Source organism: Pseudomonas sp. 9AZ, assembly GCF_902506525.1.
Classification (GTDB): Bacteria; Pseudomonadota; Gammaproteobacteria; order Pseudomonadales; family Pseudomonadaceae; genus Aquipseudomonas; species Aquipseudomonas peli.
Genome location: NZ_LR733840.1, coordinates 2,490,391 through 2,509,328 on the forward strand (window position 1 = coordinate 2,490,391; position 18,938 = coordinate 2,509,328).

At 60.5% G+C, this 18,938-nt stretch carries 16 protein-coding genes; 6 read left to right on the top strand and 10 right to left on the bottom strand.

Annotation, left to right across the window (positions count from 1 at the left end):
- Positions 1-165 precede the first annotated feature (165 nt).
- Positions 166-1,110: a triacylglycerol lipase gene (locus tag ALTER154_RS11505; protein WP_160087152.1), complete on the top strand. Its 945-nt coding sequence runs from the start codon at positions 166-168 to the stop codon at positions 1,108-1,110.
- 81 nt (positions 1,111-1,191) lie between these two features.
- The gene (locus tag ALTER154_RS11510; protein WP_160087154.1) at positions 1,192-2,214 is read left to right on the top strand and encodes a lipase secretion chaperone; all 1,023 of its coding nucleotides are present in this window, start codon (positions 1,192-1,194) and stop codon (positions 2,212-2,214) included.
- Positions 2,215-2,265: 51 nt separating this feature from the next.
- Here ALTER154_RS11510 and ALTER154_RS11515 read toward each other — a convergent pair whose 3' ends face one another.
- The gene (locus tag ALTER154_RS11515; RefSeq protein WP_090253443.1) at positions 2,266-2,700 is read right to left on the bottom strand and encodes a DoxX family protein; all 435 of its coding nucleotides are present in this window, start codon (positions 2,698-2,700) and stop codon (positions 2,266-2,268) included.
- Between the two features lie 126 nt (positions 2,701-2,826).
- Positions 2,827-4,212: a transglycosylase SLT domain-containing protein gene (locus ALTER154_RS11520; protein WP_160087156.1), complete on the bottom strand. Its 1,386-nt coding sequence runs from the start codon at positions 4,210-4,212 to the stop codon at positions 2,827-2,829.
- Between the two features lie 235 nt (positions 4,213-4,447).
- Between ALTER154_RS11520 and ALTER154_RS11525 the strand changes: the two genes are divergently transcribed.
- Entirely contained in the window at positions 4,448-5,266 is an 819-nt protein-coding gene (locus ALTER154_RS11525; RefSeq protein WP_160087158.1) for a TatD family hydrolase, read from the top strand.
- A 115-nt stretch (positions 5,267-5,381) separates the two neighbouring features.
- Positions 5,382-6,848, top strand: a complete 1,467-nt coding sequence (locus ALTER154_RS11530) for a methyl-accepting chemotaxis protein (RefSeq protein WP_160087160.1) — start codon at positions 5,382-5,384, stop codon at positions 6,846-6,848.
- Between the two features lie 54 nt (positions 6,849-6,902).
- Here the strand turns inward: ALTER154_RS11530 and ALTER154_RS11535 are convergent, their stop codons facing one another.
- The 5 genes from ALTER154_RS11535 to ALTER154_RS11555 form a co-directional block, all read right to left on the bottom strand.
- Positions 6,903-7,700, bottom strand: coding sequence for an acyl-CoA thioesterase II (locus tag ALTER154_RS11535; RefSeq protein WP_090253431.1), 798 nt, complete (start codon positions 7,698-7,700; stop codon positions 6,903-6,905).
- A 107-nt stretch (positions 7,701-7,807) separates the two neighbouring features.
- Entirely contained in the window at positions 7,808-8,581 is a 774-nt protein-coding gene (locus ALTER154_RS11540; RefSeq protein WP_160087162.1) for a CHAD domain-containing protein, read from the bottom strand.
- A gap of 74 nt (positions 8,582-8,655) precedes the next feature.
- A complete protein-coding gene (locus ALTER154_RS11545) occupies positions 8,656-10,650 on the bottom strand; it encodes a DUF3488 and transglutaminase-like domain-containing protein (protein ID WP_160087164.1) in 1,995 nt (664 codons plus the stop codon).
- Positions 10,647-11,603, bottom strand: coding sequence for a DUF58 domain-containing protein (locus tag ALTER154_RS11550; RefSeq protein WP_160087166.1), 957 nt, complete (start codon positions 11,601-11,603; stop codon positions 10,647-10,649). Before ALTER154_RS11550 ends, ALTER154_RS11545 begins: the two co-directional genes overlap by 4 nt.
- On the bottom strand, positions 11,600-12,517 hold the full coding sequence (locus ALTER154_RS11555; protein WP_090253419.1) for a MoxR family ATPase: 918 nt from the start codon (positions 12,515-12,517) through the stop codon (positions 11,600-11,602). The genes ALTER154_RS11550 and ALTER154_RS11555 overlap by 4 nt, the downstream gene beginning before the upstream one ends.
- 166 nt (positions 12,518-12,683) lie before the next feature.
- On the opposite strand from ALTER154_RS11555, the gene ALTER154_RS11560 reads away from it, so the two are divergent.
- A complete protein-coding gene (locus ALTER154_RS11560) occupies positions 12,684-15,347 on the top strand; it encodes a cation-transporting P-type ATPase (protein WP_160087168.1) in 2,664 nt (887 codons plus the stop codon).
- Here the strand turns inward: ALTER154_RS11560 and ALTER154_RS11565 are convergent.
- Positions 15,344-15,949 carry a flavin reductase family protein gene (locus ALTER154_RS11565; RefSeq protein WP_160087170.1) on the bottom strand — a complete coding sequence of 202 codons (606 nt, stop codon included), beginning with the start codon at positions 15,947-15,949 and terminating at the stop codon, positions 15,344-15,346. The two genes, ALTER154_RS11560 and ALTER154_RS11565, sit on opposite strands and share 4 nt — an antisense overlap.
- The gene (locus tag ALTER154_RS11570; protein ID WP_090253413.1) at positions 15,949-16,227 is read right to left on the bottom strand and encodes a hypothetical protein; all 279 of its coding nucleotides are present in this window, start codon (positions 16,225-16,227) and stop codon (positions 15,949-15,951) included. Before ALTER154_RS11570 ends, ALTER154_RS11565 begins: the two co-directional genes overlap by 1 nt.
- 232 nt (positions 16,228-16,459) lie before the next feature.
- Here ALTER154_RS11570 and ALTER154_RS11575 point away from each other — a divergent pair, with 232 nt between their 5' ends.
- The gene (locus ALTER154_RS11575; protein ID WP_160087172.1) at positions 16,460-17,485 is read left to right on the top strand and encodes a patatin-like phospholipase family protein; all 1,026 of its coding nucleotides are present in this window, start codon (positions 16,460-16,462) and stop codon (positions 17,483-17,485) included.
- Between the two features lie 9 nt (positions 17,486-17,494).
- Here ALTER154_RS11575 and ALTER154_RS11580 read toward each other — a convergent pair whose 3' ends face one another.
- Positions 17,495-18,868: a tol-pal system YbgF family protein gene (locus ALTER154_RS11580; protein ID WP_160087174.1), complete on the bottom strand. Its 1,374-nt coding sequence runs from the start codon at positions 18,866-18,868 to the stop codon at positions 17,495-17,497.
- Between the last annotated feature and the right edge of the window lie 70 nt (positions 18,869-18,938).

The window sequence follows — 18,938 nt, forward strand, 5'->3', positions numbered from 1 at the left end:
GTGTTCACAGTCGATGCAGCACCCGTGTTAGACGGCTGCATGACTCTTTATGAGGGCTGGCATGGTTTCTGCCAATACCATTGGGCTGATGTACGCGCCACGGGATGGGCGTTTTGGCTGCATGGATTGCCTTGAACTGCCCGATAAACCCTAGCGAGAGCACCAATGAACAACAATAAAACCCTGCTCGCCCTCTGCCTGGGCGCCGGCTTGCTGGCCTCTGGCAACACCCATGCTTTCTGGTTCGGCTCCTCCGGCTACACCCAGACCAAGTACCCGGTTGTACTGGCCCACGGCATGCTCGGCTTCGACAGTATCCTGGGCGTCGACTACTGGTACGGCATTCCTGCCGCGCTGCGGCGCGACGGTGCCAGCGTGTACATCACCGAAGTCAGCCAACTGAACACCTCGGAAGCACGCGGCGAAGAACTGCTGGATCAGGTGGAAGAGATTGTCGCCATCAGCGGCAAGCCCAAGGTCAATCTGATTGGCCATAGCCATGGTGGGCCGACCATCCGCTACGTCGCTGCCGTCAAACCAAACCTGATTGCTTCCGCCACCAGCGTCGGTGCACCGCATAAAGGCTCGGCCACCGCCGACTTTATCCGCCAGGTGCCACCAGGCTCGGCCGGGGAAACCTTGCTGGCCGGCATCGTCAATGGCCTCGGCACACTGATCAACTTCCTCTCTGGCAGTTCGAGCACCACCCCGCAGAACGCGCTGGGATCGCTGGAGTCTCTTAACAGCCAGGGTGCAGCGCGTTTTAACGCCAAGTTCCCACAGGGGATTCCAACCACCGCCTGCGGTGAAGGTGCTTACAGCGTCAATGGCGTGCGCTACTACTCTTGGAGTGGTACCAGCCCGGTGACCAATATCATCGACCCGAGCGACCTGCTGCTGGGCGCTACCGCGCTAACCTTCAATGGCGAAGCCAACGACGGCCTGGTTGGCCGCTGCAGCTCGCGCATGGGCAAGGTAATCCGCGATAACTACCGGATGAACCACCTCGATGAGGTCAACCAGACCCTCGGCCTGACCAGCCTGTTTGAAACGGACCCGGTCACGGTCTACCGCCAACATGCCAACCGCCTGAAAAACGACGGCCTGTAACGGCTTAACCAGGGGCTGCCCTGCAGCCTCTGGTGCTGTTGTCCGTTTCGCCGAACTCGCCTGTCCGCCTGAAGACTGCCTGTGAAAAAATTTCTGCTGCTCTCCCCGCTTTTGTTCGCCGCCTGCCTGGCTATCGCGCTGTACCTGCAACCCGTGGATATTCCCGCGCAGCTCAGTGGCGATGCGCCACAGCCGATTCAACGCAGTGATACGCCATCGGCGTCACCAAGCCAGATCGGCATGCAGACCCAAGTAGCGCCACTAAAAAACCTGCCCGCTTCATTCGGCGGCACTACAGTGGATGGCGTCTTTCGTCTGGACGCTAACGGCAACCTGCTGATCAGCGAAGACATCCGGCGCATCTTCGATTATTTCCTTGCCGCAGCCGGTGAAGAACCGCTGCGTACCAGCGTCGAGCGGCTGCGTGCCTATATCGCCGCAGAACTGCCGGCCAATGCCCGTGAGCAGGCCCTGGTTCTGCTCAACCAGTACCTCGACTATAAGCGCGAGTTGGTACTGCTCGAACGCGACCTGCCGCAGATGGCCAATCTGGATGCCCTGCGCCAGCGCGAGGCCGCTGTGCAGGCACTGCGCGCGCGGATTTTCGACAGTGAAACGCAACAGGCATTCTTCGCCCGCGAAGAGGCCTACAACCAATTCACCCTGCAACGCCTGGCGATTCTGCAGAACAGCCAGTTGGACGATGCCGGCAAAGCCGCCGCTGTTGACCAACTGCGCAACAGTCTGCCTGCCGAGATGCAGGATACCGTGCTGCCGCAACTGCAGAACGAGCTGCGCCAGCAAACCGCGCGACTGCAGGCGGCCGGCGCCAAACCGGAACAGATCCGCCAGCTGCGTCAGCAACTGGTCGGCGCCGAAGCCACCCAGCGCCTCGAAGTGCTCGATCAGCAGCGGCAAACCTGGAAAAAACGCATTGCCCAGTACAGCACTGAAAAAGCCGCCATCGAAAACAACCCAGGCATGAGCGCCAGCGACAAACGCGCCGCCATTGCCCAGCTGGCCGCAGAGAACTTCGATGAGCGTGAACAGCTGCGCCTGGAAGCTGCCGAACAGCTGGCGACGCAGAACAAACCCCAACCCTGAAACGCAAAAAGCCCACCGAAGTGGGCTTTTTACTGGCTGCTGCCGTGTCGATTAACCAGCGATGCGCTTGTCCAGGGACAGTTTGCCAGCGCCTTCAATCAGGATTGCTACGCTGATCGCCAAGAGTGCCAGGGCAAACTCATAACCGTTGTTGCTCATGAAGAAACCATTGGCCAGGTGCACAGTGGCAATCGCCACCACCATGGTCACTGCCAGTACCGCTGCAGCTGGGCGCGCCAGCAGACCGATAATCAAGGCAATGCCACCAAAGAACTCGGCGCTACCGGCCATCAGTGCCAACAAGTAGCCTGGCGCCAGACCGATGCTTTCCATCCACTGACCTACGCCTTCCAGGCCGTAACCGCCAAACCAGCCAAACAGCTTCTGCGCACCGTGGGCGGCAAAGGTAATGCCGGCGATGATGCGGAGCACGGTAAGGCCATAGCCAGCTTGAGTTGCAACAACAGATTTAATCAGAGCGTTCATGTGCAGCAGTCCTTGTAGTGAGGGGTTGATGGAACAAAGATTAAACCAATTAACCAATATTTAAAGCGCATAAAATCGCTTTAAAATATCGAATAAATTAATAAATCGACATTCTCAACCTGCGCGCTAGGGTTCAAGCAGATAGCGCTCACGGTCATAAGCAAGGTAGTACTTATTCACGCTATTCACATAGCTGACCACGCCCATGCCCATCTGCTCCATCGCCACCCGTTCGACCTGGAAGAACCACTGGTTAGGATTTAGGCCACGCCGACGCGCTTCAGCCCGCAAGCTCTGCACCCGTTGCGGGCCGAGGTTGTAGCCAGCCAGGATAAAGGCCATGCGCTCACGCTCGTTGAGCTGTGGGCTGTTGAAGTAGTTGCGACGAATCATCGCAAGGTACTTGGCGCTGGCCTGCACGTTGTTATCCAGCACGCCGATATTGCTCACGCCAACACTGCGTGCCGCCGCCGGGGTGATCTGCATCAAACCGGTGGCACCGCCCGCACCTCGGGCGGCGGGGTTAAGGGTCGATTCCTTAAAGGCAACGGCCGCCAGCGCCAACCAATCGAAATCATGCTGGGTCGCATAGCGTTGTAGCACCGGACGGACCTTTTCCAGGCGCTGACGCTCGGTACGGCCCAGCGGATAATGCACTTTGTACAGCCGCCGATAGACGCGCTGGAACGCGGCATCTAAATCCGCAGGATCACGGTAACCCTTGAGGAAGCGGTCGATACTGGCGCCAAGCATGGGGGTGTCGCGGCGCACATACCAGCGCATGTCACCGTCGCTGGCCAATGGCAGGTGGCGGTCCAGGCGCAACTTAGGCATCACCTTGGCCCAACGTTCGGCAATCGGTTGCTCGACTGCGGTGACACTGAAGATTCCAGCCTGGACCATTTCCAACACGTCCTCGACCGCCAAGCTCGGGTCAACCCACTCGACGATAATTGGTGAGCGTTTGCTGTCGATCAGCCGCTGATTGAGTGCCCGTACCGCCTCACCCGCCACACTGCCTGCAGGCAATGCCAAACTGCGTCCGGACAGCTGTTCGAGGTTCTGATAACGCCGGTTACCCTGTTTGGCAACGATGATCACTGGCACGTTGCTGCGGATCGCCGCACTGGCGCTGAGGTTACTGCCGCGCGGCATATTCAATAGTTCGCCAGGCGCGACCAGATCGCCTTCACCCCGCTGCAGGGCGGCCAGCAATTGGTCCTTGGCGCGCGGAATGATCTTCAGCTTGAGTGTGCGGCCATCCCGCGAGTTGCGATTGAGGTACTGCTCGAAGGCGCGCATACGTTGATATTCAACACCAATGCTCTGGCCTTTGACTTCACCCGAGCTGTTGCGGCTCTGGTTGACCAGCACGCGCAATTCGCCGCTGCTGCGAATACTCGCCAGGTCGCGGACCGCCTTAGGCTGCTCGACTTCCAGCGGGCCAGCCACGCGCGCTACCGCCGTGCAAGACAGCAGCAATAGGCAGCAGATGAGCAGCACTCGCAACATCAAGGCTCCAGGGCAGAATCGGCCGAAAGATCAGCACCGCCACCCGGTTAAACAGGCTGCAGACAAGGCAACTGACCCCTCGCGCGGGGCGCGGAGGTTCGCACAGCCCGCACTCAGACGCCAGCCGACAATCACATACAACATCACGTATAAGCTTTAAGTTGCTGTATTTATTAGCTTTTAATCTATTAAAAAAGCTCTGCTATGCTGCCCAATCAATTCAGCAGGTAGCACCATGCAACTCATCGACATCGGCGTCAATCTGACTCACCCAAGCTTTGCTGAACAACGCGAAGCACTCCTCGCTCGCGCCTATGCGGCGGGCGTCCAGCAAATGCTGCTAACCGGTACCAGTCTGACGGAAAGCCAACACGCCCTAGAGCTGTGCCAGCAGATGGATGACAGCGCCGAACATTTGTTCAGTACTGCCGGTATTCACCCCCACGACGCTAGCAGCTGGAACAGCGACAGCCATGCGCAGCTCAAGGCTTTACTGGAAGATCCCAGAGTGCGCGCGGTGGGCGAATGCGGGCTGGACTTCAATCGCGATTTTTCACCACGGCCACAACAGGAACAGGTGTTGGAGCAGCAGTTAGCCCTGGCGGTAGAACTGCAACTGCCGGTCTTCCTACATGAACGCGATGCCGACGAGCGCCTGCTGGCCATCCTGCGGCACTTCCGGGACCAGCTGCCGGCGGCCGTGGTGCATTGCTTTACCGGGGAGAAGCGCGCGCTGTTCAATTACCTGGATATGGATCTGCACATCGGCATCACCGGTTGGATCTGCGACGAGCGCCGCGGCAGTAACCTGTATCCGCTGGTCAAGGAAATCCCCCGCGGCCGCCTGATGCTGGAAAGTGATGCGCCGTTCCTGCTGCCACGCAGCCTGCGACCGAAGCCGAAGAACGGTCGCAACGAGCCGGCCTTTCTGGTTGAGGTGTTGCGTGAAGTGGCGTTGCACCGCGGTGAAACCGAACAGGTTTTGGCAGTCCATACCAGCGCTACAGCCCGGGCCTTCTTCAACCTGCCCACCCCAAAGGATACGACCGACTGACCCCTGAGTAGCGCAGTGAGTGCTAGCTTGTTGATAAGGATCAATAGCGCCGCAGTGTCGTTGACCGACACTACTGGCACTTTGCCAAGCCTTCACCTCACACAGAGACACCTGCATGGGCCATTGGATCAGCGACCTTTCCCTGAAGTACAAATTCTGGGCCGTAAATGCCGTGGCCTTCTTTACCACGCTGCTGTTAGTGCTCTATGCGCTGCAGCTGGAGCAGCAGGTGCATCACACCGCCGCCAAGCAGGCCGCACAGCAGCAGGCCCGACTATTAAGCCAATGGCCGCAGGATAAGGCCCTGCCAAGCGCGAGCAACCTGCTGAGCGTTGCAGCCGGCCAGACTCCACGCCTACCGGACAATCAGGGCAGCGCCCTGGCCAACGCCCGCGGCTGGGTCGATTTGAATGGCAGTGAGGGTCTGATTGGTGCCGAAGTCATCGTCCGTGAAGACGGTCAGCGCCTGGCTATCACCGCCTCGGCGCCAAGCCTGCCCGAGGTGTTTTTCGACCGTGCCCCGAGCTATGCCCTGGTCGTTGCGCTATTGATGCTGCTGTTGCTGGCGGCATCGCAGTTGCTGATTCGCTTTCTGCTCAGCCACCTCAATACCCTCAAGGATGTGATGCTGCAGGTGGAAAAAAGCGGTGACCTCAGCGCCCGTGTGCCACTCGACTGCAAAGATGAAGTGGGCCAGATGGCCAGTGCCTTTAATGCCATGCAGGCCGGCTACCAGCGTGTTGTTGGCATCGTTGCCCAGTCAGCAGCGCAGCTGGATGAAGGTGCCGAACGCTTGGCCGGTAATATGCGCGATGTACGCCATGGCATGCTCGAACAGCAAAGCGAAACGGAGCAAGCGGCCACGGCGATCAATCAGATGTCCGCCACCGTGCATCACATTGCCGAACACACCGCCGATACCCGTGACCAGTCCAAGAATGCCGAACACCTGGCGCACAGCGGCCAGCAGGCAGTCAACCGCGTGAGCCTGTCGATTTCCGGGTTGTCGAGCGGCGTGCAACAAACCGCGCAGATGATCGAAAAGCTGGCCGCCGATAGCCAGAAGATTGGTGGTGTGGTCAGTGAGATCCATGGCATTGCCGAACAGACCAACCTGCTCGCCTTGAACGCTGCCATTGAAGCGGCCCGCGCCGGTGAAATGGGGCGCGGCTTTGCCGTGGTGGCAGATGAAGTACGCAACCTGGCTAGACGGGTGCAGGACTCCACCGATGTGATCACCCAGATGATCAATACCCTGCAAAGCGGCACCCGTGATGCCGTGGACTTTATGCAGGACAGTTCGATCAAAGCCGATGAATGCGTCAAACAGGCCGGTGAGGCCGGCCAGGCGCTGGTGGCTATCACCGAGTCGGTGGCGCATATGCGTGAAAGCAACACGCAGATTGCCGTGGCGGCGGAACAGCAGAGCCAGGTGGCTGAAGAAATGAACCGCGCGGTGATCCGCATCCGCGACGTGACCGAACAAACCGTCAGCCAAACGGGGGAATCGGCGCTGACCAGTGCCAACCTGGCCAATTTGGCCGGTTCACTGAACACCGCCATTCGTCAGCTCAAGCTGTGAAGAGCGAGCAATTCAGCCGTTGCAGTACGTCACTGCAACGGCCGTAATCAGCGCTTAACCGAACACCGCCACCGTCTGCCGGCTGATGGCCAGCAACTCCCCTTTGGCGCTCCACATTGCTGCGGCCACATGGCCGTAGCCATCGCGGGCATGTTCGATATGCGCCCGGTACAGACACCAGTCCTGCGTCGTCAGCGCCGTCATTGGCTGCACAAACTCAATCGTCCAGGTCAACGTACTACCAGGCGCTGGCGCACTCAGGTGCGGCAAAACCGCAGGCGGCCACGCATCCACCAAGGCCAGCAGGTGGGCCTCAGTAACCACCTCGACCGCCTCCTGGTCACGTAGACGCACCCAGCCGCCCATGTCCCGCGACGGATTATTGGTGAAAGGCAAACCACCAAACGCCCAGCGCATGGCCAAAAAACGGGTGAACTCAGGGGTTACAGTGGGGATATAAGGCATTTCCTGGCAGGCTTCCACGGCCTTGGCCTCCGGTGCCGGCTCTGCCGACACGGCAATACGCGAGTCGCGCCCAGCACCGAAGCTCCCCTGGACGATGGTCACCACTTGCCCATCTTGGATTGCCCGCCCCAATACTTGGCTGACGGCCTTGCCTTCACGCAGCACTTCCACCTCAAAGCACACGGGTACATCAGGCGCCGCAGGGCCAACAAAGGTAATCGCCAGAGAGCGCGGCGGGCGCCCGCTTGGCACCTGAGCACGCATGGCCTCATAGGCCAGCGCCGCCACCAAACCGCCGAAACTGGCACGGCCTTGTCCCCATGCAGCAGGAATCCGCACCGCTTGAGGGTTGTCACGCACCGCCTGGAGTAATTCGGAAAAGCCCATAAGCACCTCGAACACTGAAGATGCGGGTGATCTTAGGGCAAAGACGCCAACGAATGACACGGCATTTCGGCCAAACACGCCGAAGGTTTAACGACTTTTCAGCCAACTCAGTCGTCAGCGCGCGCAAAACCTGTGGCCAATGCCTGCAAGGCCAGATCAGCTTGCTGCTCGGCGTCGAGCATCGCCGCCCGCCAAACCGCTACGCACGGTTGCAAATCTGCTTCGGCTTCGGCGCGCTGCAACCATTGCCAGTGGTCATGCCAATCACCCAGCGCGGACTGCGCCTGTTTAAGCTGCAGGCGCAGACGACCGGAAAAACCGGCCACCTGCGGATAGGCCTCGGCGGCATAACGCAGACGCTTGACCAGCAAGCGCAGGCGATGACGGTCATGTGCAGGGTCAAGCAGTGCCTGTTTCAGGCGCTTGCGATCCTTGCGCAAGCGTTGCTTGATCAACTTTTCCAAACCACGCAGTTGTCCGTTGCTAGCCGCCTGACGCCATTGCCACGGCCAGTCATCCAAAGCAGTGAGCAGATGGGCCAACGGTGCACAGTCCAACAGCTGTAGGTAGCCCTGCTGTAACAGTGGTAGCCGAGATTTCGCTGCGCTATCGAGCCCTTGCTGTTGCAGATAGCCCTGTAGCACTTCAAGGTCGCGCAGCGGACCGGTCAAGCGGCCCAGTTCTGCCGCCCGCTGCTGCAACGCCTCACAAGCCGCGACCGAAGATAACGGCCGCAGCAAGCTGCGCAACTGGCGCAAGGCAATACGCAGATCGTGCAGGGCCTCGCCATCGGTGGTCACCCGCAGCCGTTCACGACAGGCAAATAAGCGCATCTGAACCCGCAGTACGTGTCGTGGCACCTCATCAATCAAGCCCTGCATTGCCTCACTCCTGTGAAATCACTACCCAGACTATGCGCTTATTGGTTAGCCACAAGTGGCCAATGGTCGCGGTACTAAGGCTCCAGGCGAGTAAGCCGCCAAGGCAGCGCGCGCCTGAGGGCCTTCAGGTGCAGGCGCAACTGCAGGGTAGAGAGTTCTTGCCCGGCATAACGCTGCGCCTCGAAGGCCGCCGCAAAATCGCCAATCGCTTGCGCCTGGGCTGGCATCAGCTGGGATGCCCGCACGGCATAGTCGCGCGGTCCTTCGCCGGGTTTACGCGGCACGCCATGGCGCGCCAACAAACCCTCAAAACGACGGAATAGCCGCTGCTGAACATCACGTTCACGCTGCCATGGCTTGAACAGCCAAAGTGATAGCAAACCAAGCAGCAGCGCCCCACCACCGACCAGGCCGATCACCAGCGACTTGGCATCCACCCGCCCCAGCCAACGCTGAAGAAACTCCAGCTGCTGCTGACTCTGGTAGCCCAACACCCAGCGTTGCCAGCCGTAATTGATATTGTCCCAGGCCAGGCGCAACTCATTCAGCCAACTGAGGTTGCGATAGCGCAACGGCGAGAAAGGCGAGTCTTCGAGAAAACTCTGCTCATCTGCCAGGGCCACTTCCAGGCCCATGTCGATCCGCTCGGGCGCCACCTGGAAGGTCGGATCGACACTGACCCAACCCCGTCCTTCCTGCCAGTACTCAACCCAGGCATGGGCATCAAACTGGCGCACCTGCACATAGTTACCCGCCGGGTTGTATTCGCCGCCCTGATAACCCGCCACCACCCGCGCCGGGATGCCCGCAGCGCGCAGCACGTAGGTCATTGCTCCGGCGTAATGCGCACAGAAGCCACTGCGGGTTTCAAACAGGAAATCATCAATATTGTTCACCCCTAACGTTGGCGGAGTCAGGGTGTAAGCAAAGGGCTCGCGGTTGAAATGGCTGAGCAGTGCCTGCACCAACAATTCGGGCTGCGGATGCTCGCGCTTAAGCTGCTCAGCCCAAGCGCGGCTGCGTGGCTCGCCTTGTTCCGGCAACTGCAGGGCACGGCGCAAAGCTGCCTGGGGCAGTTGCGGTTCGCGCAGTGCCTGCGGCCAAGAAGTAGCTTGATAGATCAACGAGCGATCAACCGGCTGGCGACGCTGTAGACGGAAATCGCTCATCTGCCGAGTCTGCTCCAATGTGGTTTCCGCCACATCCAAGGCAAATAGCCAGCGCTGTGTACTCGGCTGCATCACGATGCTGTAACTCAGCGCATCCCCCTGCTTCTGCCACTGCGCACCGGGGCCAAACTCGGCGTAATCGGATTGCGACCAGCGCCGGCCATCAAAACGATCCAGGGTCAGTGCACGCCAGTACAACTCACTGCGCGGCGGCGTTTCGCCGTTAAAACTGGCGCGAAACGCCAAGTCAGCAGAGCGGCTCAGGTCAGCGATATCCGCCGGGGCCATGCTGTCCGACAGCCCGGTAGTGGCCTTGTCATTCGGTACCGGCAACGACCACAGCGGGCCCATGCGCGGGAAGAACACAAAAAGCAGCAGCATCACTGGCAGCGCCTGCAGCAGCAGTCCCCCGGCCAAGCGTGCGGTCGGCCAGGGCTGGGTGGCCAGACTGCTCTGCTGCAAACCAATCAGCGCAGCGAGCAAGGCGGTAACCGGCAACAAGCTGTAGAACGCCATCAGCATGCTGTCATCGAACAGGTAGGCGGTGACCACAACAAAGAAGCCGAGAAAAATCAGCACCAATGCATCACGCCGCGTGCGCATCTCCAGCAGCTTGAGCACGAACGCCGCGATCAGCAGCACCACCCCGGCATCCAGCCCGATCAGGCTGCCGCGGGAAAGAAACACCCCGAGCGCTGCGGCCAGCATCAAACCGCCCTTGGCCCAGGCATTCGGGTAACGCGCACGCATGCGGAAAATTTGAATACGCCAGGCCGCACTGGCCAGCCACAGACCAATAATCCACAACGGTAAATGCGTCAGATGCGGAAGGATCACCAGCACCTGTGCCACCAGCAGCCAGGTCAGGCTGATCCGAGGAATCGTCGTAACTCGACTCATGGCGCACGCCCGAACAGCGCCAGGGCGCGCAGGCAGGCATCACGGTGCAGTTCGCCGCTGTCGGCGCCCAGCACCTGGCCAGGCAGGCTCAGGGCAAAGGGTTGCTGACGCTCGGACAGCTGCAGCACCCAATGGCAAAGCAGCGACAGACGGGTTTCGACATCACCGGCCAATGCATCGAAATCCAGGTACAGGTCACGCCCAGTGATCGAGGCAAAATCCTTGACCAGCAAACCCTGGCCACGGGAATAGGCTTTCCAGTGCAAGCGACGCTTGGAGTCGCCCGGCTGATAAGTCTTCAGCCCCTGATAATCATCCACGCCCTGACCGTGGGGCCGACTGCCCTCCTCGTCCTGATCCTCACTGGCGCCGGCGGACAGCGGCAGATCACCGGGCAAGGGACGCGGATAAACCAGTACGCGCTGATCTAGATCGACCCAGCTCCAGGCCACCAGAATCCCCAGTGGGAAACGGCTCTCGACCCGCAGTCGACCGGGCCGTAGCCAACCGCGCTGCAACGCTGGCAGGTTTAGCTGGCTTTCACTTACGCCTTCGGCTGGCACATCCAGCGTCTGCAATTCGGCCGGCGGCCAACCCAGGCTGACGGCCTGATGAGGCCGCTGACTGCTTGCCAGGCGCACGCGAAAACCGGCTGGCTCGCCAACAAATACTGCCGGCGCACTGCCGGCCTTGAGGATCAACCCGGCCAGGTTGCGGTAGGTGTGCAGAATGGCGACTACAAACACCGAGGCTAGCAGGAAGGTCAGGCCATAGGCCAGGCTGTTCTGGTAATTGATCGCCGCCAGCAACATCAACAGCAGCGCCAGCATAAAGGCCGCGCCAACCCGGCTGGGGATGATAAAGATCCGCCGCTGGTTCAGGCGTACGCTGCTGGCTGCCGGAATGCGCCGAGCCAGCCAGCGGTTCCAGCGCGGTCGGAGCTGGGCGATCAAAGCGCCGGCACCTCTCGCAGCAACCACTGCACCAGGCTACCGGCACCATGCCCGGCCGGGTCCGCGCGCTCACGCAGGCGATGGCCGACCACTGACGGCAGCACGGCCTGCACATCTTCTGGAATTACGTAATCACGCCCGGCGAGGAAGGCCCAGGCTTTCGCAGCCGCAAGCAGCGCCAGGCTGGCCCGAGGCGATAGGCCCCAGGCGAATTGCGGCTGGGTGCGGGTGGCATCGACCAGGCGCAACACGTAGTCGATCAATGCATCGCTGGCGCGCACTTTCGGTACTTCGGCCTGCAGCAGAGCCAATTCAGCGTGATCCAGCAGTGCCGGCAGCGTCGGCAACAGCGAACGCCGTGAGTCGCCAAGCAGCAGGGCCTTTTCCGCCGCCTTGCCTGGGTAGCCAAGCGATAGACGCATCAAAAAGCGGTCCAGCTGCGACTCAGGCAAGGCGAAGGTGCCACCCTGACTGACGGGGTTCTGCGTGGCGATTACAAAGAACGGTTCGGGCAGCGGCCGAGTCGCACCTTCGATGGTCACCTGGCCCTCCTCCATGGCTTCAAGCAGCGCACTCTGGCTTTTCGGCGTGGCGCGGTTGATCTCATCGGCCAGCACCAGCTCGGCGAAAATCGGCCCCGGATGGAAAATAAATTGCCCGGTGTCCTTGTCGAAAACTGAGGTGCCGAGGATGTCACCTGGCAGCAGGTCGGAGGTGAACTGTATGCGCTGAAAACTCAAGCCCAGTACCTTGGCCAGGGCATGGCTGAGGGTGGTTTTGCCCATGCCGGGCAAGTCCTCGATCAGCAGATGGCCCTGGGCCAACAGGCAGGTCAGCGCCAGACGCACCTGCGGTTCCTTGCCCAGAAGCACGTGATTGACCGTCTGCAGCACAGTTTCCAGTTTGGCGCGCATGTATCACTCCTTTAAGACCGATTGACGATGCTACTGCGCCACGTTGCCACGGCATAGCGACTGGAAATCTTTACTGACGAACTTGTGAGCCATTCAATTGATCCAAGCTAACACCCACGTTTGTGGTGTTTAGGCTAAAGACCCGAACAGCGCTGGAGCACATTGAATGCAAGCGCCATCAGGTCATGACTGGCACGCCCAGCCAGCGCAACAAAGCCTGCAGCACCTCAACAGCAGTGCCCAAGGTCTGGACAGTTCCGACGCCGCCCAACGCCTCAGCGAGCATGGTCCCAACCTGCTGCCACAGCCACAGGCCAACGGGCCGCTTAAGCGCTTTGCTCTGCAGTTTCACAACCTGCTGATCTACGTCCTGCTCGGCGCTTGCCTGCTCACCCTCTTGCTGGGCGAATGGCTCGACAGTGCGGTGATCTTTGCCGTGGTGCTGATCAACGCCCTGGTCGGTTTTGTCCAGGAAGGCAAAGCCCAGCACGCCATGCTGGCGATTCAGCAGATGCTCAGCCTGGAAAGCCGGGTACGCCGTAACGGCCAGGTGCACAGCATTGCCGCCGAACAACTGGTGCCCGGCGACCGCGTGCCTGCTGACCTGCGCCTGCTGGAGACCCGTGATCTGCGCATTGACGAGGCCGCGCTGACCGGTGAATCCCTACCCGTGGATAAACACCACGACGCCGTAGCCGCCTCGGCCAGCCTGGCCGACCGCCGCAGCATGGCCTATTCCGGCACACTGGTGAATGCCGGCAGCGCTGCGGGCGTGGTGGTGGCCACGGCCAAGCAGACCGAGCTGGGCAAGATCAGCCACATGCTGGAAAACGTGGTTAGCCTGCAAACGCCGCTGCTGGTCGATATGGCTAAGTTTGCTCGCCACCTGACCCTGGGCATTCTTGCCCTGGCGCTGCTGACCTTTGCCTTTGGCGTGCTGCTGCGGGGGTACAGCGCAGAGGACATGCTGCTGGCCGCAGTCAGCCTGGCGGTGGCTGCCATTCCGGAAGGCCTGCCGGCGGTGCTGACGATCATCCTCGCCCTCGGCGTGCAGCGCATGGCCAAGCGCCGGGCGATCATTCGCCATCTGCCAGCGGTGGAAAGCCTCGGTGCGGTCACGGTGATCTGCTCAGACAAAACCGGCACCCTGACGCGCAACGAGATGACCGTGCAGCAAGTATTTACCGCCGCACATCATTACCGCGTCGATGGCGTTGGCTATGCCCCGCAGGGCAGCATTCACTGCGATGACGGCCAGCTCTGCCAACTGGACGCCGCTGACGACCTGCGCGAGCTGGCCCGTGCCGGCCTGCTTGCCAATAACGCCAGCCTGCGCAGCGGCGAGAACGGCTGGTGCATCACCGGCGACCCCACCGAAGCCGCGCTGCTGACCCTGGCTGGCAAGGTCGGTCTGGAGCTGCAGCATGAAGCGCGTAATCTGCCGCAGGTCGATGCCATCCCCTTCAGTTCCGAGCAACGCTGCACCGCCAGCCTGCACCATGATCATGCCCACCATGGCCTGATCTATATGATCGGCGCCCCGGAACGCCTGCTCGAAGCCTGCAACCGCCAATGGCGCGACGGCCATCCCGAACCGCTCGACCCACGCCACTGGCACCAGGCCCTAGACAGCGGCGCCCGCCAGGGGCTGCGCATGCTCGGCCTGGCCATTCGGCCGCTCGGCGAACCGCAGCAGAGTCTCGACTACCAGGACCTGGACGGCGATTACGTGCTGCTCGGTCTGGTCGGTATGCTCGATCCACCGCGCGAGGAAGCCATTGCCGCCATCGCCGACTGCCACAGCGCAGGTATCGCGGTAAAGATGATCACCGGCGACCATGCCGGCACCGCCAGCGCCATTGCGCAGCGTCTTGGTCTGGGCGATGGCAAACCGCTGACTGGGGCCGATCTCGACAGCCTCAGCGACAGCCAACTCGATCAGTTGCTACCCGCCACCAGCGTGTTCGCCCGCACCAGCCCGGCGCACAAACTGCGCCTGGTTGAACGCCTGCAAGCCTGCGGCGCGCGGGTGGCCATGACCGGCGACGGCGTCAACGACGCGCCGGCCCTGAAACGCGCAGACATCGGCATCGCCATGGGCATCAAGGGCACTGAGGCGGCCAAGGAAGCCGCGCAAATGGTATTGGCCGACGACAACTTCGCCACCATCGCCCATGCGGTAGAGGAAGGCCGCACGGTCTATGACAACCTGAAGAAGACCATCCTGTTTATCCTGCCCACCAATGGCGGCGAAGCGATGATCCTCCTGGTAGCGATCGCTTTGGGGCTGACATTACCCATAACCCCGCTGCAGATTCTCTGGATCAATATGATCACCGCCGTGACCCTGGCGCTGGCCCTGGCGTTTGAGCCGGCAGAAGCCGACCTGATGCGCCGCCCGCCACGCGATCCCAAGGTCAATCTGCTCAGCCGCCATCTGCTCTGGCGCGTGCTGTTTATCGGAGCGTTGATGACCCTGGCCAGCCTGGGCCTATTCCTCTACACCCAGACTCTTGGCTGGAGCCTTGAAAGCAGCCGCACCCTGGCGGTCAACGCAGTGGTTGCCTGCGAAATCGGCTACCTGTTCAGCAGCCGTCGCCTAGAAGGGTCGGCGAACTTCGGCCTACGCGATAACCCGATGATCTGGAGCATGGTCGGCTTGTTGCTCAGCCTGCAACTGCTGCTCACCTACTGGCCGGCGATGCAGCAGGTCTTCGCCACCGCCGCCCTGCCGGCATACGCCTGGGGTTGGTGCCTGCTGGTAGCGCTGGGGGTATGCATCTGTGTTGAAGCGGAGAAGTGGCTGTTGCGGCGGCGGCAACGCCCCTAGGGGCGTTGCAACTCAAAGCGCTGCAAGGTGCGGGTATAACCACTGCCGCCGAGACGGCCAATCAGGTCGAGTTGCTGGCTGTCGATACGGCCCTGCTCATTGAGCACCGCATCGTCGATATGCGCCAACAGCACTTCGGCGAAGATCAGATGGCAATTGGGCTTATCCGCTGGGTAGGCCTGGATCTGCGCTACCCGGCATTCAAAGGCCACTGCCGCGCCAGCTACCCGAGGCGGCGCCACCCGCTGCGAGGGCAGGCTGGCGATACCGCACTTCTCGAACTCGCTGATGCCATAAGGCAGCATCGCCGCACTGGAATTCATCGCCTCGGCCTGGACGAAGGACACCAGCTGAATCACCAGCTCGCCGCTGGCCTGCACATTCAGCAGCGTGTCCTTGAGGCCGCCATCGGCGCGGTGATTAACGTTGACCATCAGGGTCGGCGGGTCATCGCTGATCACCTGAAAGAAGCTAAACGGCGCCAGGTTGCTGACCCCTGCGTCCGATTGACTGGAGACCCAGGCAATCGGTCGAGGCGTGATAGTCGAGGCTAACCAGCGGTAGCGTTCGAGCGGTTCGAGTGCGCTGAAATCCAGTTGCATCAGCGGCCAGCTCGCGACTCACGGATATAGAAACGGGCGCGCTCGGACTTCGCCGTACAGCCCTTGTAGCCCTCGAACTGCTGCTGAGTTTTCGCCGCAGTCAGCAGCGACACCGCCTTGGAATAACTCACCGTACCGGCAAACCCTTCGGCCTTGGCAAGATCCAACTCGCGCCAGGCGGCGTCCAGCTGATTGGCGCAGCTGGTGCGATAGGCCGTTTTTCCCGCACAACCGCTTAGCACCAACAGCAACATGGGCAACACGATCAACAGTTTCATCTGGTAACTCCTGCAAAGAGACATACGTTTCACTCGGTATAAAGACACATCGCCAGACTCATTGCGATGCATTAATACAGCCAGTAAGACGTGCAAAACAGACAAAAGTGCCAACGCCTCCAATTGCCGTCGCACTTAGGTCCGAATGCCGTGGATACTAGCAAATCGCGCCTTGGCGGCGCGCGGCACGGCGCGTATGTTTGCGGCATTAATAGTTACGAGGAACATCAGGATGAGTAAGCGCATTGCGCTGGTACTGGGCTCCGGTGGTGCGCGTGGTTATGCGCACATCGGCGTGATCGAGGAGCTGGAAGCCCGTGGCTATGAAATCGCCTGTATCGCTGGTTGCTCCATGGGCGCGGTGGTGGGCGGCATCTACGCCGCCGGCAAACTCAATGAGTACCGCGAATGGACGCAGAGCCTGGATTATCTGGACGTGCTGCGCCTGCTGGATGTGAGCTTCCGTTTGGGGGCGATTCGCGGTGAAAAGGTCTTCGGCAAGATTCGCGAAATAGTCGGCGAGATCAATATCGAAGAGCTGCCGATCCCCTTCACCGCCGTGGCCACCGACCTGACCAACCAGCAGGAAATCTGGTTCCAGGAAGGCTGCCTGCATCAGGCCATGCGCGCCTCGGCGGCGATCCCCAGCCTGTTCACCCCGGTGGTGCAAGGCAAGCGCATGCTGGTCGACGGCGGCCTGCTCAACCCCCTGCCCATCGTACCGGTGGTGTCCAGCCACTGCGATCTGATTATTGCGGTCAACCTCAACTCGACCAACCAGCAGCACTACGAACTGCCGATCATCGAACGCGCGCCGGCGCTCAAGGGCCGCTTTGATCTATTGATGAGCTCGCTCGGCTCACGCCTGCCCTCGTTCAAACGCAAACCCGGCGAAGACGATGAGCTGCTTCTGCTGGAGGACAACAGCAACCCGCTGCAGCCCGAAGCCATCAACCCCTGGCAGCAGAATGCCCGTGGCAACCTGGACAAACCCGCCGCACCGAAATCCGCCAGCGGCTCGCGGGTGGCCGACCTCAGCGGCCCGGCCTCACTCCTGGAACTGATCAACCAGAGCTTTGAGGTGATGCAGACGTCCCTGGCTCAGTACAAAATCGCCGGCTACCCGCCGGACATCCTGATCAACGTGCCCAAGCGGGTATGCCGCTTCTTCGAGTTCTACAAGGCGCCGGAGCTGATCATGCTTGGCCGACAGATCGCCCGCGATACGCTGGATAAGTACGAACGCGGGGATCACTGAGGTCCAGGGTCAAAAGCGATAGGACAGGCTCAACGAGGTGCTCTCGTTGTTCTTGTCTTTGCCGACCTGGTTGGAGTCCTTTTCCTTGTGCTCATAACTGACGGCAACCAGCAGGTCCTTGGTCAGTTTATGGCCCAATGTAAGGGCGTACTTGTCTTCATCCTCTTCTTTACCCTTGGGGTCATTGCCATAGTCGGTATGCCGACGGGTATAGGCGATGCCGGCAAAACTGTCCCAGGGTAATTTGCGTGCATACGCCACTTTCCAGCCGCTCTGATCCTTGTCTTTCTTTCGCTGGTCATTGTCCTCGACCTTGGGGGAATAACTTAGGTCGAAGCTGTCATGGCTTGTGGGTTTGAACTTGACGGAAAACTTGAGCGTATCGACTTCAACGTCTGGCGCGTTCTCGCTGTTGAGGTCACGGTTTTCGTAGTTGTAGCGCACCCCTAGCTCCAGCACGCGATTAAGCTTGTGACTGACGCCCAATGACCAGATGGTACTGGAAACGTCATAGCGGTGATCTTTGTACAGCTGCAGGTAAGTAACCGATGGATTGACCTTCAAACGCCAGTCCGGCACCAGAAAAACGGGGCCAGTGGAAAGCGCAATCGTCTCTCGGTTCAGGGTGTCCTGGTCGTCCTGGCGGGCATGACTGAAATTGCCAGCCAGATTCCAGCGATCGCCGCGCTCATTCAGGCCATAGGAGTAACGTAACGCAGCAGACGCTTGACGACGATTGTCATGCACAGAACGCTTGGGTTTGGCAGTTACTTCAGTATCACCTGCGTCGTCATCATCGTCGTCCAGATCCTCATCATCGTCGAGGTCGTCTTCGTCCAGGTCTACGTCTTCGAGCAGATCATCGTCAAAGTCGGCATCAGCAAAGTCGTCATCTTCGTCAAAATCGCCGTCTTCGTCGTCGAGGTCTTCATCGTCATCATCATTAAATGACGGTTCACTGACCGGGCTGCCGGCAGAGGCATTGGCCGTATCGGTGTCATGGACCAAGGCAAACTGCACTTTGCCACCGTAACTGTGCGCTTTGGTCTTGCTCGCTGCTTTGCGCTGCAGCTTGCGCGCCTGCTTGGCCTCTTCGCTGTCAGGCGCGGTCGCGATCAGTTGCGCCAGTTCACTGCGGGCTGCCGGGTAATCAAAGCTGTCGAGATACAGGCGCGCCAGACGCAGGCGGGCCTGATTGTGCGATGCCTGTAGATCAGCGTTGGCCAGTACCTGGCGATACGCAGAGATGGCTGCACCCAGCGAGCCCCAACGCGCTTGTTGCTCGGCCTGCCGACTGATTTCGGCATAATCGGACGCCTGTCCATAGAGCGGTAAGCCCAAGGTTCCCAACAATGCGGCAACAGCGACACCCTTGCGATTCATGACAGCTCCTGAGACGCGTGCAGATCAATTTGCGGCGCAGTCTATGCAGGCTCCAGAAGGCCGTCTAGCG